The 13,839-nt window shown below is 65.7% G+C and carries 9 protein-coding genes and 1 pseudogene; 9 read left to right on the top strand and 1 reads right to left on the bottom strand.

The genetic code is table 11. The features are described 5' to 3' along the window. Positions 1-109: 109 nt before the first annotated feature. From E1956_RS08570 to E1956_RS08605, 8 genes and pseudogenes are all read left to right on the top strand, one after another. A complete protein-coding gene (locus tag E1956_RS08570) occupies positions 110-1,579 on the top strand; it encodes an APC family permease (RefSeq protein WP_134748211.1) in 1,470 nt (489 codons plus the stop codon). 245 nt (positions 1,580-1,824) lie between these two features. Further along, positions 1,825-3,048, top strand: coding sequence for a porin (locus E1956_RS08575; RefSeq protein ID WP_134748212.1), 1,224 nt, complete (start codon positions 1,825-1,827; stop codon positions 3,046-3,048). Positions 3,049-4,051: 1,003 nt separating this feature from the next. Next, positions 4,052-4,795 carry a (Fe-S)-binding protein gene (locus E1956_RS08580; RefSeq protein WP_134748213.1) on the top strand — a complete coding sequence of 248 codons (744 nt, stop codon included), beginning with the start codon at positions 4,052-4,054 and terminating at the stop codon, positions 4,793-4,795. Then, a complete protein-coding gene (locus tag E1956_RS08585) occupies positions 4,792-6,243 on the top strand; it encodes a lactate utilization protein B (RefSeq protein ID WP_134748214.1) in 1,452 nt (483 codons plus the stop codon). The genes E1956_RS08580 and E1956_RS08585 overlap by 4 nt, the downstream gene beginning before the upstream one ends. Continuing rightward, positions 6,230-6,817: a LutC/YkgG family protein gene (locus tag E1956_RS08590; protein ID WP_134748215.1), complete on the top strand. Its 588-nt coding sequence runs from the start codon at positions 6,230-6,232 to the stop codon at positions 6,815-6,817. The genes E1956_RS08585 and E1956_RS08590 overlap by 14 nt, the downstream gene beginning before the upstream one ends. Positions 6,818-6,836: 19 nt before the next feature. Next, a complete protein-coding gene (locus tag E1956_RS08595) occupies positions 6,837-9,152 on the top strand; it encodes a cation:proton antiporter (protein ID WP_134748216.1) in 2,316 nt (771 codons plus the stop codon). After that, on the top strand, positions 9,149-9,973 hold the full coding sequence (locus E1956_RS08600) for a bestrophin-like domain (protein WP_134748217.1): 825 nt from the start codon (positions 9,149-9,151) through the stop codon (positions 9,971-9,973). Before E1956_RS08595 ends, E1956_RS08600 begins: the two co-directional genes overlap by 4 nt. 116 nt (positions 9,974-10,089) lie before the next feature. Beyond that, a pseudogene (locus E1956_RS08605) lies at positions 10,090-10,323 on the top strand (hypothetical protein); the annotation flags it as partial. A 319-nt stretch (positions 10,324-10,642) separates the two neighbouring features. Here the strand turns inward: E1956_RS08605 and E1956_RS08610 are convergent. Beyond that, positions 10,643-12,178, bottom strand: a complete 1,536-nt coding sequence (locus E1956_RS08610; protein WP_134748218.1) for an NYN domain-containing protein — start codon at positions 12,176-12,178, stop codon at positions 10,643-10,645. Positions 12,179-12,499: 321 nt separating this feature from the next. Here E1956_RS08610 and E1956_RS08615 point away from each other — a divergent pair, with 321 nt between their 5' ends. After that, a complete protein-coding gene (locus E1956_RS08615; RefSeq protein ID WP_134748219.1) occupies positions 12,500-13,786 on the top strand; it encodes an alkaline phosphatase family protein in 1,287 nt (428 codons plus the stop codon). Positions 13,787-13,839 lie beyond the last annotated feature (53 nt).

Here is a 13,839-nt window from a genome sequence, read left to right on the forward strand (position 1 = left end):
TCGAGTCTCGCAATCGAGTGCGCGAGATTCGTTACCAAGAGCGCCAGGGGCACGCGGTCCTTCATCGTGTCGCATGGCGCGACCCCAATAGATACCAGCAGAGGCAACGATGAACGAATCGCAAATACCCGTCGCGCCAGCCGGACTCGTCGGCGGCGTCGAGGCAGACGATGCCGCCGTGCCGCAGCGCAGCCTGCTCGGCCTGTGGCAGATCGTGTTTCTCGTGATCTCCGCGGCCGCGCCGCTCACCGGCATGCTTGGCGCGGTGCCGCCCGCCATCAGCCTCGGCAACGGCGCCGGCATTCCAGGCGCCTTCGTGATCGCGGGCGTCGTGCTGCTCGTGTTCAGCGTCGGCTTCGCTTCGATGAGCCGGCATATCGTGCGCGCCGGCGCGTTCTACGCGTACATCACGGCGGGCTTCGGCCGGCCGCTTGGCATGGCGGGCGCGCTCGTCGCGCTGCTCTCGTACACCTGCATCCAGATCGCGCTGTATGGCCTGTTCGGTTTCTTCTGCACCGTCGTGCTCGGGCCGCTCTTGCATAGCACGATGCCGTGGTACGTGTATGCGCTCGCATGCATCGCCATCGTGCAGGTGACGGGTCTGCGCGGCATCGACCTGAACAGCCGCCTGCTCGGCGTGCTGATGAGCCTCGAGATGGGCATCCTGCTCGTGCTCTCGATCGCCATCGTGATTCATCACGGCGGCCCGGACGGCCTCACGCTCGCGCCGTTCGCACCGAAGCACGTGTTCAGCGGCCACATGGGCATTGCCGTGATGTTCGCGCTCGCGTCGTTCATCGGCTTCGAAGCCACGGCGATCTACGGCAAGGAGTGCCGCAATCCGAAGGTCACGGTGCCGCGCGCGACCTATGTGTCGGTCACGCTGATCCTCGTGTTCTTCGCGTTCGTCACGTGGGCCATCGTCTGCGCCTATGGCCTGAAGGACGTGGCCGAGGTGGCCACCAAGCAGCCGGGCGACTTCTGGTTCATCCAGTCGACGAAGTACCTGGGCGGCGCCATGACCACGACGATGAGCTTCCTGCTCCTCTCCAGCATTTTCGCGAGCCTGCTCTCGTTTCACAACACGATCGTGCGCTACATTCACGCGCTCTCGGTCGAAGGCATCCTGCCCGCGAAGCTCGACCGTCTGCATGTGAAGTACGGTTCGCCGTATCTCGCGAGCTATCTGCAGACGCTCACGGTGGCGGTGCCGGTGGGGCTCTTCGCGCTCGCGGGCGCCGACCCGTTCAACATCGTGTTCAGTTGCACGTCGGCGCTCGGCACCATCGGCATCGTGATGCTGCAGGCCGTGACGAGCTTCTCGGTGGCCGCTTACTTCCGTGCCACGAAAAAGGACACGCGGGTCTGGCACGCGCTCGTCGCACCGGTGCTGGGCGGGCTGGGCCTCTTGTGGATCGGCTTCGTGCTGATCGGCAACCTGGACGCGCTCTCCGGCTCCGATAGCCCGATCGTGCGCGCGTTCCCGTGGATCGTGCTCGCCGTCGCGCTCGTCGGCATCGCATTGGGCTTCATGTTCCGGCGCCACCGGCCCGACGTCTACAAGCGCTTCGGCCAGTAACGCGCGGCGCAGCCGGGCGGAGCAGGCCCGGCATCTCGCGCTGCGTTAGCCGGGCCGCCGTACTCCAGGCGCAGTTCTCCAGGCAGTCCCCACGCATTTCCCAGGCAGTCAAACCGCACGCGGTGCGCGCATTCGAGCCGCGCGCCGCGGCCTGGTCGCGCTCGCCCGTATTGACCCGGCCACGCCAGGCCGCGCCGGGTCACATCGCGTGCGCGATCGCTCACTTCTAGACAAAAGACATCGACATGGCAAACACACTCGTCACGCGCACGGCGCTGGCGCTGGCTTCGTGCGCCCTCGCCACCTTCGCGCAAGGGGCGTACGCCCAGTCCTCGGTCACGCTCTTCGGCACGGTGGACGCCGGCCTCGTCTATTCGACGAACCAGCAGACCACGCAGGCGGACGGCCGCACCGATGGGCATTCGAACTGGCAACTGGGCGGCGGCAATCTCGTGCCTTCGCGCTGGGGCCTGACCGGCAGCGAGGACATCGGCGGGGGCACCACGGTGAACTTCACGCTGGAGAACAGCATCTTTACGCAGAATGGCGCGCTGCTGCAGGGCGGTACGCTCTTCAACCGCAACGCGTGGGTGGGCGTGGCGAACGCGAACTACGGCACGCTCACGCTCGGCCGCCAGTACGACCCGTTCTCCGACAACATGGGCGCTTATGCGTCGAGCAACAACTGGGCGACGCTCTACGGCTCGCACTTCGGCGACGTCGACAACCTCAACGAAGCGTTCAACTTCAACAATTCGATCAAGTACGTGAGCCCGAGCTTTGGCGGCCTCACGGTGGGTGGCCTGTTCAGCCTTGGCGGCGTGGCGGGCAACTTCTCGGAGAATCGCGGCTGGTCGCTCGCGGCGAATTACACGCATGGGCCGCTTTCGCTCTCGGCGGGTTATCTGCAACTGCGCAATCCGCTTCAGGCGGCGCTGGGCGGGGAGAGCGGCTATATCGGCGATTTCAGCTGCAGCAACGCAGATGCTTCGTATTGCGAACTACAGAATGCGCAGAAGATCGACATCTACGGCGCGGGCGGTTCGTATGCGATCGACACGGTGACGATTGCGTTGAGCTATACGCATACGCGGCTTTCGCAGAGTCTGTATTTTGCGAGCACGGCGCAGCCGCAGGGTGCGGATATCTCGTTCGATATTGCCGAGCTCAATACGACTTGGCAGTTCTCGCCGGCGTTGCAATTTGGCTTTGCGTATATCTTTAATGACGCGCGTCCCGATCAGGGCTCGTCTACGCGTATCCATCAGATCAACCTGGGGGCTGTGTATAACCTCTCTAAGCGGACGGCGTTGTATGCCGTTGCGATCGGGCAGAAGTCGTCGGGCGCCGGGCTTGGGGTCGATGCCGCCGGCGGTGGCACGCAGAACCTCGCGCAGATTCCTAATCTTGTGAACTCGGATACGGATAAGCAGTTGGCGATTGTCGCCGGCATTCGGCATAACTTTTGAGTGAGTGTTTTGAAGTTGTGATTCGGGGGTTTTGGTGGAGCGCTTCGCGTGTTGGCCTTAACTTGGTTTCGCGGCGGCCCGCGGGCGTTGCCCCTGTGCGGGGCGGCACCTACTTTTCTTTGCAGCCGCAAAGAAAAGTAGGCAAAAGAAAGCGGCTCACACCGCCAGTGTGACGCCGTCCCCCAATGCCCTGTATAGCGGAGTGGCTCCGGGGCATCCGTCACCTCGCACATTCCGCGTTAGTGACAAGGGGCTCATCCTTCCCGCCGCGCGCTAAGCGCGGGCGGATGGGTATGCAAGGAAAACCGGGCGGGCAGGCGAATGCGCTGGGGTGCCGCCCGGTAAGTGCGCGAAGGTGCGGGCCGGTAAATGCGCGGGAGTGCTGATCGGTAGACGCGTTGGGGTTCTGCCGGTAAATGCGTTGGGGTGCTGACTAGTGAATGCACAGGCTTGCTGGCTGGCGAATGCGTGGGCGAGCGCCGATCGAATACGATGGAGTCCTACGAAAACGTGTAAATTCCACTGGTTTTGGCTATGCCCCACGGCGCGCGCAGCGCCGCCGGATGGATGAGTCCTTAGTCACTCCGGTTGACGGCGAGTGGTGACAGACGCTCCGGAGCCGCTCCGATATAAGGCGAGTGGTGGACTGCGTCACACTGGCGGTGTGAGCGGCTTTCTTTTGCCTACTTTTCTTTGCCGCGGCAAAGAAAAGTAGGTGCCGCCCCGCACAGGGGCAACGCCTGCGGCCCGCCGCGAAAACAAGTTAAGGCCAACGGCCCTGAGAACCACAAAAAAGCACATCTCAAAGACGCTTTAACGGGGGGAGGGGGCGCGCCCGCCACCGGACATTGAGCAAACGTCGGCACGACCACCTCGCTGCAGCGCAGTAAATCAGCAGACCCGGCCCGCGTGAAGCAGCAAGGGCGCCCCATCCCACCTGGCGCGCTTGCCGCGCCAATCAGCGCTAGAATGTTCCGGTCCACTTTCTCGCGCGAGCCCTGGCATGAAAGTCGCCCTTTTTGTTCCGTGCTTCATCGACGCGTTCTATCCCGAGGTCGGGATCGCCACGCTCGAATTGCTTGAGCGCCTCGGCTGCGAGGTCGACTATCCGCTCGATCAGACCTGCTGCGGCCAGCCCATGGCCAACAGCGGCGCACGGGCCGAAGCAGCCGGCGCGGAGCGGGTATTCGCGCGCGCCTTCGAAGGCTACGACTTTATCGTCGGCCCCTCGGCAAGCTGCGTGAACCACGTGCGCGACCATTTCACCGCCATCGAGCAGACCGAAGCCGTCCGCCACGTGCGCGCCCATACCTTCGAGCTCGTGGAGTTCCTGCACGACGTGCTGCGCGTGCGCGAATTTCCATGGGCCGAGTTTCCCTGGCGCGTGGGCCTGCACAACAGCTGCAGCGCGCTGCGCCATCTCCATGAGGCCTCGATTTCCGAGGTGCCAGGCAAGCCCTTTTCGAAGCCACTCGCGTTGCTGCAAGGCGTGAAGGGCATCGAATTCGTGCAGCCCAAGCGCCCCGACGAATGCTGCGGCTTCGGCGGCACGTTCGCGGTGACCGAAGAAGCGGTTTCCGTGCGCATGGGGCAGGACAAAGTCGTCGACCATGTCAGCGCAGGCGCGCAATACATCGTCTCGGGCGACATGTCGTGCCTCATGCATCAGCAGGGCTGCGCGGAGCGCATGCAGTCCGATGTGCGCTTCATCCATATTGCCCAGGTGCTCAACGGAGCGCGAGAATGAGTACGCCAAAGTCACCCGACGATCGCCCGAAGCGGGTCGAGCATGCAAAGCTCGCGGGCGCTTTTCTTTCGCATCCCGAGCATGTCGATTTCCACGACAAACGGCTCTGGGACCTGCGCATGAAGCGCGATGCGCAGGTGCATGCGATTGCCGAATGGGAGACGCTGCGCGAGCTCGCGTCGGCCATCAAGGCGCACACGCTCTCGCATCTGTCCGAGTATCTCGACCAGTTCTCGCGCGCCGCCGAGGCGAACGGCGTGCAGGTGCACTGGGCCGATACGGCGGGCGAGCACAACGAGACGGTCGCGCGCATCCTGAGCGAGCGCGGCATCACGGCGCTCGTGAAGAGCAAGTCGATGCTCACCGACGAGTGCGAGATGCGCGCATACCTCGAGCAGCACGGCATCGCGGTGATGGAAACCGACCTCGGCGAGCGCATCCAGCAACTCGACCGGCAGCCGCCGAGCCATATCGTCGTGCCCGCGGTGCACAAGCTGCGCGACGACGTGGCCGAAGTGTTCGGCCGCACGATAGGCACTGACCCGTCCAACAACGACATCCACTATCTCGCCGAGCGCCAGCGCATGAATACGCGCCCGTGGTTCGTGCGCGAGAAGACGGCGGGCATGACGGGTTGCAACTTCGCGGTGGCCGAGACCGGCACGGTGGTGGTCTGCACCAATGAAGGCAACGCGGATCTCTCGGCCAACGTGCCGCCCGTGCACATCGTCTCGATGGGCATCGAGAAGCTGATTCCGCGCATCTCCGATCTGGGCGTGTTCATCCGCATGCTCTCGCGCAGCGCGCTGGGCTCGCCGATCACGCAATACACCTCGCATTTCCGCGCCCCGCGCGAGGGCGCCGAGATGCACTTCATCCTCGTCGACAACGGCCGCAGCGCGCGGCTCGCGATGCCGGACTTCTGGTACTCGCTCAAGTGCATCCGCTGCGGCGCGTGCATGAATACCTGCCCGGTCTACCGGCGCAGCGGCGGCCTCTCGTACGGCAGCACCTATGCGGGGCCGATCGGCGCCATCATGAACCCGACCTTCGACTTGAAGCGCTTCAGCGCCTTGCCGTTCGCGTCCACGCTCAACGGCAGCTGCACGAACGTGTGCCCCGTGAAGATCAACATTCACGAGCAGATCTATCAGTGGCGCGAGGTGATCGCCGCGCAGCACGAAGTGCCGTTCGTGAAGCAGGAGGTGCTCAAGATGGCGGGGCGGCTGCTCGGGAGTCCGAAGATGTATCGGGCGGCCGTGGCATCGCTCGACGGCGCGCTGCGGCGCCTGCCCAATTTCGTGCTCTACAACCCGCTCAATATCTGGGGGCGGCAGCGTACGCTGCCGCCCGTGCCGTCCACGACCTTTCATGCGTGGTACCGCAAGAACCGTAAAGCCGGCAAAGGTGGCAAAGGCAGCAAGGGAGGCGGCGATGGCGAGTCGTGAAGCGTTTCTCGCACGCGTGCGTGCCGCGCAGCCCGCAGCCGAGGCGCTGCCCGAGGTGCCCCTGTTCGACACGCCGCCCGGCGACTTGCGTGCGCGCTTTGGCGCCGCGCTTGCGCTGATGGGCGGGAAAGAGGGGCTCGCCGATTCGGGCGAGGCCGTGCTCGCGCTGATACGCGAGCGCTTCGGCGCGCAGGTCTCGATCGCGTCGGCGGCGCCCGAGGTGCAGGGCACGCGTGCGCTCGACGCGGCCACGCCGCCCGTGTCGCTCGAAGACGTGGAGGTGGGCGTCGTGCGGGCGCGCTTCGGCGTGGCCGAGACGGGCTCGGTGTGGCTTTCCGAGCGCGAGTACGTGGTGAATGCGCTGGGCTATCTCGTGCAGCATCTCTACGTGCTGCTCGATCCCGGCGAACTTGTGGCGGGTCTTCAGGATGCCTACCGGCGCGACGATTTTCGGGGCGCGCGCTACGCGGCGCTGGTGACGGGGCCCTCCGCGACGGCCGATATCGAGGGCGTGCTCATACAGGGCGCGCAAGGGGTGAGATCGCTGACCGTGGTCTGGATGGCGGCGCGCTGAAATCGTCACGCGGATAACAATGATCATCCACGTTCTACTCCTGAGCGGCTTTTTGCTGGCGAGCATCGCCGTGGTGCAGGCCGTGAGCCTGCGCTTCGCGCTGTCCGAATCGGTGCTGCTGGCTGCGTGGGGCTTCGCGCTGGGCGGCATCTATCTCATGGGTGGCGAGGCCTGGCCGCAATTGGCCACGAGCGTCTTCACGCCGGCGCTCGCGCCGCGCTTGCCGCCCGAAGCCTATTTGTGGATCTTCCTGCCGCTCTTGCTGTTTCAGGCCGCGTTGAGCGTGAACGTGCGCGAAATGCTCGGTGATGCCGCGCCCATTCTGCTGCTTGCCGTGGTGGCTGTCTTCGTTGCCACGGCGATGGTGGGGGGCGCAATCGGCCTGACCGGCCTTGGCCCGCTCACCGATGGCCTGCTGCTGGGCGCGATGATCGCGACCACGGACCCGTCCGCCGTGCTCGCCGTGTTCCGCGAAGTGGGCGCGCCCGAGCGTCTCGTGCGCCTCGTGGAAGGCGAGAGTCTGCTCAACGACGCGGCCGCCATCGCCATTGCAACCGTGCTGATCGCGGCCATCACCGGCGATAGCGCCGCCGCAACGGGCAGCGCCGCGCTGCGCACGCTCGCCGTCGAATTGCTCGGCGGCCTCGCCGTGGGCGCGCTGGCCGGGCGCGCGTTCGCGTATCTGCTGCCGGCGCTCGGCGGCGAGGGCAAGGCCGAGATCTCGCTGAGCTTTGCGCTGCCGTATCCGCTCTATCTGTTCGCCGATCAAATGCTGCATGTCTCCGGGGTGGTTTCGGTGGTGGCGGCGGGGCTCGTCATCAGCGGGCTTGGACGCACGCGGCTTTCGCCCGTGAACTGGCAGCACCTGCAGTTGATCTGGGAGCAGGTGGCGGCTATGGCGGGCGCCGCCATCTTCTTGCTCGCGGCCATGCAGATTCCGGCCACGCTGCGCGATGCGCACTGGCTCGATCTCATCGCGCTCGCAGTCGTGGTGGTGACGGCGCTGGTGGCGCGCCTCGTCGTGGCGTTCGGCATGCTGCCGCTCTTGAGCCGCCTGAAGCTCACCGAGCCCGTGAGTGCCGCGTACAAGCTCGTGATCGCATGGGGCGGGCTGCGCGGCGCGGTTACGCTCGTGCTCGCGCTCGGCCTCGCGCACAACGAGGCGCTGCCCGAGACCACGCGCCGCTTCGTTGCCATCCTCGCCACCGGCTTCGTGCTCGTGAGCCTGATCGTGAACGGCTCGTCGCTGAAGCTGCTCATCAAGCGGCTCAAGCTCGACCTGCTTTCGCCGCAGGAAGAGGCACTGCAGCAGCAGGCGGTGCGGCTGTCGTCGTTGGCCGTGTCCGAGCAGGTGCATCTGGCGGCGCGCACCTTCCGCATACCCGAGGCGATCGCCGACGATGCCTGCAACAGCTTCCGGCACAGCATCGACCTGAGCGCGACGGCCTTCGATATCGAGGCGGCGCTCACCGAGCGCGAGCGCCTTGCCATCGGGCTCGCCACGCTCGCGAGCAAGGAGCGCGACCTGATTCCCCGCTACGGCAGCGGCATCATCACGATCCGCAATCTCGACGCGATGATGCGCAACACCGACGCGATGATCGAGGCGGCGCGCGAAAGCGGGCGCATCGGCTATCAGCGCGCGGCGGCAAAGATACTCGCCGAGACGCCGGGGCTGCGCATCGCGCGCTTCGTGGCGCGCTGGCTGCATATCAACCAGCCGTACGCGGATGCGCTCGCCGATCAGTTCGAACTCCTGATGTGTCGCCGCGTGGTGTTGCACGAGCTGCTGGTGTTCGCCGATGCGAGTCTCACGCCGCTCCTGGGTGAGCGGCTCGCCAGATTGCTCAGCACGATACTCAAGAGTCGCATCGAGAAGGCCGAGCGCGGGCTGGACAACGTGCGGCGCTGCTTTGGCGGGAACAGCGCGGACGTGCTCGAGCGCCGCATGATGCTGCTCTACGCGCTGCGCGAGGGACGCGCGCGCGTGGTGGCGATGTACGAGGATCGCTCGATTTCGAAGGAGATCTACGATTCGATCCGCCGCGAGCTGGACGCGGCATGGAAGCGGGCGGTGCCGCGCGCGCATCCGGACTTGCTGTTAGGCAAAGTTGCGGATGCGCACGCGGTGGATGCCGGCGAGCCGGACGTATTCGCTGAGACTGGCGCGGGCGCAAAAACCAACGCACACGTCAACGCCCGGACAAACGCACAAGCAGCGCCAACGCCCGAATTGCACGGCGCGGCTGCGCCGGTCTCTGCGGCAGCACGCGGCGACACTCCCGATACCGCCGAAAGCGCCCCAAACGACGCGCAGCGAGGCGCTGTGCCATGACCGAAATCGAGAGCGCACTGCTCGTGTTCGTGCTGCTGCTGGGCGGCACGGGGCTCGGCGTGCTGCTCAAGCCGTTGCTGCCCGAAGAGCATCGCAAGCATGAAACGGTGCAGCTCGTGCAGTTGGTGCTCGGCATGCTCGTGACGTTCGCGGCGCTGGTGCTGAGCTTGCTGATCGCGTCCGCGAAGACGAACTACGACACGGCCACCGACGACATGCGCGCCTACTCGGCAGATCTGATTCAGCTCGATGATCGCCTGCGCGACTACGGTCCCGACGCCGCCGCCGCGCGCGCCGCCCTGCGCAGCTACACCGCGGCGGCTGTTGCCTCCACGTGGCCGCAAGAGACCCCGCCGCCCGGCGACTACTATCCGCGCGTACAACCCGCGACCGACGGCGAGATCGAAAGCGTGACGCTCGGCGGGCTGCTCAACACGGTCGGCCAGCAGATCAGCCGCTTCGAGCCGCACGACCGCTATCAGGCTGCGGTCGCGGCGCGCCTGACCGATCTGTTCGGACGCGTGCGCGATGCGCGCTGGCGCCTGATCGAAGAGGCGCACGCCACCATCTCGCGCCCTTTCTTCGTGATGCTCACGTTGTGGCTCGTGCTGATCTTCCTGAGCTTCGGCCTGATCGCGCCGCATAACGCGCTCGCCCTGGTGATGATCGTGCTGGGCGCGGTGTCGATTTCGTCGACGGTGTATGTGATCGTCGATTTCGACACGCCGTTTACGGGGGAGATCGTGATCCCGAGCGAATCCATGCGCGACGCGCTCGCTCATATGAACCGTCCGCTCGTGCCGCAGGTGCAGCAGCCGTGACGAGCAGGCTGCCGCGGGCGCCATCGCGTGGCTTTGCATCCCGCCCTCACATCGTGTCGGTTCGAGCTATGCGCTAGACTCGCTCTTCGATTCGAGCATGGAAAAGGAGGTGCCCGATGCTGCGCAAGACCCTCAATGCGTCGCGGCTGCAGGAGGAAGTGAAGCGCCGGATCCACCGGCTGCAAGAAGTCGTGGACGACGGCGTGAAGATCGGCGTGCCGCGTCCGCAACTGCAGACTCCCGATCGCACGGGCTGCAACTGGACGATGCAAAATTTCGGCAACGCGGCGGGGTTCGAGGCGAGCATCGCCGGCGTGCTCGCGCAGGTGCAGGCGGAATACAGCCTCGCGGCATCTGGCGAAGAGGAGAGCGAGGCGCCGCGCGCTTCAGTTGACGATCCGTTCGGCGGCACGCATGCGCCGGCGAGCGTCGATCCGTTTGCTGGACCCAAGCCCGCGCCGGCAGCGAATCCGTTTGGCGAGGGGAGACCGTCCGACGCCTCGAAGGCGGGCGGCGATCCGTTCGGCACGGTTTCGTCTGCGAAGGAAGGCACCACTGAACCGGCACCGCGCAAGCGCCCGGCGAACCCGTTCGGCGACGACTGACGCCGCCTCACGTGCCGCTTTTGAAGCCATAGCTCAGGCTACCTGCTACCTGAGCTCGCGGCGTTCAGCTTTCCTCGGCCGCCTTGCGCGGGCGGCGTGCACGCGCCGTTGTCTTCTTCGGCGCTTTTGCTTTCTTCTTGGCGGGCTCGCGGTCCGCGTCGGCTTCGGGCGCGGGCTGCTCCGTCACCTCGCGCGGCTCCGCATGGGCCTCCTGCGCCGCCGGCTGGGCGGCCTTCTTGCGCGCGGTGCTCTTGCGCGATGCGGTCTTGCGTGCGCGCCGCGGCGCCGCGGGCGCTTCGGCTGCTTCGGGGGCATCAGGCGCTTGATGCGCCTCCGCCGGCGTCTCGACGGCCGTGCTTTCGTGCGCGCCGCGCGGCGGCTGGCCGAAGAGCGGCATGTCGTCTGCGTGGCGCGCGTCGTCGTGCCCGTGCGCGTGTTCACGCGCGCGCTCGCGTGCATGCGCGCCATGTGATCGCGTCTCGGCGGCCTCGGTGAAGAGGTCGCCGTTCGACATCGCAGCGCTGGCTTCGGACTCGCGCGTCTGTTCGAATTCGAACGACACATGCGCCTCGGCCGTTTCCTGCATCTCGCGCACGTCGCTCGTTTCGCGTGCCTGCTCGTGCCCATTGTCGCCCGCCGCCGCCGCGCCGCGCCCACCGCGCCGGCCTTTGCGTCGCGAGCGCGACTCGTCCGCACGCGGCGCCGGGGCTTCTTCCGCCGGGCTCGCGCTCGCCGTGCTCGCCGGCTGGCTCGTGCGCGTCACGTAGGTGCCCGACTTCTCGTCGCGGCCCACTTCGAGCAGGCCGCGCGCCTGCGCTTCGTCTAGCAGGTTGCCGAATGCGCGGAAGCCGTAGCGCGCCTCGTTGAAATCGGGGCGGCGCCGCTTGATGGCGCTCTTGAGCACCGAGGCCCAGATCTTGCCGCTGTCGCCGCGTTCGTAGCCGAGCGCGTCGAGCGTCTCGACCACTAGCGTGATCGCCTTGGACTTGCGTTCCTCGCCACGATCCTCGGCGCTCTCGGCGGCGCCTTCGGCCGCGTTGCGCCGCTCGTCGCCGGCCTGGCGCTTCGCGTTCGCGCCGCCTTCGCCGCGGGCCCTGGCGCGCTCCTTTTGCTCGCGCGCGAGCTCGCGCACGAGGTCGTCATAGAAGATGAACTCGTCGCAGTTCGCGACGAGCAGGTCCGAGGTCGAATGCTTGACGCCCACGCCGATCACCTTCTTGGCGTTCTCGCGCAGCTTCGAGACGAGCGGCGAGAAGTCGGAGTCGCCGCTCACGATCACGAAGGTGTCCACGTGCGACTTCGTATAGCAGAGATCGAGCGCGTCCACGACGAGGCGGATATCGGCGGAATTCTTGCCCGACTGGCGCACGTGCGGAATCTCGATGAGCTCGAAGCTCGCTTCGTGCATCGACGCCTTGAAGCCCTTGTACCGGTCCCAGTCGCAATAGGCCTTCTTCACGACAATGCTGCCCTTGAGCAAGAGCCGCTCGAGCACGGGCTTGATATCGAAGCGGTCGATCTTCGCGTCGCGCACGCCGAGCGCAACGTTCTCGAAGTCGCAGAACACCGCCATGCTGACGTTTTCCTGGGGGGAGGCCATGTGATTCGTTCGTTCCATCTACAGTTCGAACGCACATGATAGCCCCTCGCCGTGACACCGGCGGAAAACCCAGGCCGCCGCCATGCATCCGCACATAACGGCGCTCACATGCCGTCCATCTCTGGAGGGTGCTGGTCAGGCCAGGCGGTTGTGTGTGCGCACATAGTTCATTTGGACGATGCAGGTGTTTTAACGGGAGATCAGCATCGTTTTTCACGCGTTCGTCACATACGCTGCCTAATCTTCGCGGCTCCAAACCACGTGCATGCAGCGCGTACTCACAAAGAATCCCACAACAACTCCACAAAACAGAGGACATCCATGGCTTTGCGTTTCCGGGGTAAGCTCTGGGCGCTTTACGCGTCCGTCTTTGCTGCGCTTTTCGCGGTGCTCTTCGTGAGCGCCTGCGGTTCTTCTTCGACGCCGGCCGCGACCGGCCAGCAGCAAATCCGCCACGTATTCGTCATTACGCTCGAAAACGAGAACTACGCGAGCACCTTCGGCTCCAGCTCGAAGGCGCCGTATCTGGCCCAGACCCTGGCTTCGCAGGGGGCAGTCGTGCAGAACTACTACGGCACGGGCCACGTGAGCCTCGACAACTACATCGCCATGGTGAGCGGCCAGGCGCCCACGCCGCAAACCGATAACGACTGCACGGATTATGAGGACTACAACCTGACCGGGATGACCTCCGATGGGCAGGCGATCGGCACGGGCTGCGTGTTCCCGGCGAGCATCAAGACGCTGCCCGACCAGCTGAAAGCGGCGGGGTACACGTGGAAGGGCTACGCGGAGGACATGGGCAACGACCCGGCGCGTGAAGCCGCCACCTGCGGCCACCCGGCCCTGAACACCGCGGACCAGACCCAGCGTGCCGAAGCGCCGAGCGCCGCCGTGCCGGAGGGCGACCAGTACGCGACGCGCCACAATCCGTTCATGTATTTCCACTCGATCATCGACTCGTCCGACTGCGGGACGAACGTGGTGAACCTGAACCGGTTGCAGAACGACCTGCAATTGATCTCGACCACGGCCAACTTCAACTTCATCACGCCGAACCTGTGCGACGACGGCCACGACTCGCCGTGCGTGAACGGCCAGCCGGGCGGCCTCACGAGCGCCAACGCGTTCCTGGAAAAGTGGGTGCCCATTATTACGGCCTCGCCCGCGTTCAAGCAGGACGGACTCCTGATCATCAACTTCGACGAGAGCAGCTACGCGAGCCAGACGCTGAACACGAGCACGAAACCGGCCACGCTGACGCTGACCTATGCGGGCGGCACCTGCTGCAGCGAACAACCGGGGCCGAACCTCGCGGCGTTCCCGCAGTCGCAGGCGTACGGCACGGTGCCGGCCACCGCGATTCCGGGTCTGCCGGCGGCGCTCGGCAACATCTCGCTCGTCCTGGCGAAGTCGAACTACGGCGGCGACCAGACGGGTGCCGTGATGATCTCGAAGTTCATCAAGCCGGGCACGGTCTCGACGGTGCCGTACAACCACTACTCGATGCTCAAGAGCATCGAGGACATCTTCGGCCTCAGCCATCTCGGCTATGCGGGACAGACGGGGCTCGTGGGCTTCGGCAACGACATCTTCACGAACCTGTAAGGCTATGACCGTCCGTAGTTTCGTGACCGGGGCCGCGACCCGGACGGCGCGCC

The sequence above is a fragment of the Paraburkholderia pallida genome (assembly GCF_004524855.1).
GTDB lineage: Bacteria > Pseudomonadota > Gammaproteobacteria > Burkholderiales > Burkholderiaceae > Paraburkholderia > Paraburkholderia oxyphila.

Excerpts from the sequence above, each read along its gene's own strand:
- E1956_RS08570 (WP_134748211.1), top strand. The coding sequence starts at position 110 with ATGAACGAATCGCAAATACCCGTCGCGCCAGCCGGACTCGTCGGCGGC.
- E1956_RS08575 (WP_134748212.1), top strand. The coding sequence starts at position 1,825 with ATGGCAAACACACTCGTCACGCGCACGGCGCTGGCGCTGGCTTCGTGC.
- E1956_RS08580 (WP_134748213.1), top strand. The coding sequence starts at position 4,052 with ATGAAAGTCGCCCTTTTTGTTCCGTGCTTCATCGACGCGTTCTATCCC.
- E1956_RS08585 (WP_134748214.1), top strand. The coding sequence starts at position 4,792 with ATGAGTACGCCAAAGTCACCCGACGATCGCCCGAAGCGGGTCGAGCAT.
- E1956_RS08590 (WP_134748215.1), top strand. The coding sequence starts at position 6,230 with ATGGCGAGTCGTGAAGCGTTTCTCGCACGCGTGCGTGCCGCGCAGCCC.
- E1956_RS08595 (WP_134748216.1), top strand. The coding sequence starts at position 6,837 with ATGATCATCCACGTTCTACTCCTGAGCGGCTTTTTGCTGGCGAGCATC.
- E1956_RS08600 (WP_134748217.1), top strand. The coding sequence starts at position 9,149 with ATGACCGAAATCGAGAGCGCACTGCTCGTGTTCGTGCTGCTGCTGGGC.
- E1956_RS08610 (WP_134748218.1), bottom strand. The coding sequence starts at position 12,178 with ATGGCCTCCCCCCAGGAAAACGTCAGCATGGCGGTGTTCTGCGACTTC.
- E1956_RS08615 (WP_134748219.1), top strand. The coding sequence starts at position 12,500 with ATGGCTTTGCGTTTCCGGGGTAAGCTCTGGGCGCTTTACGCGTCCGTC.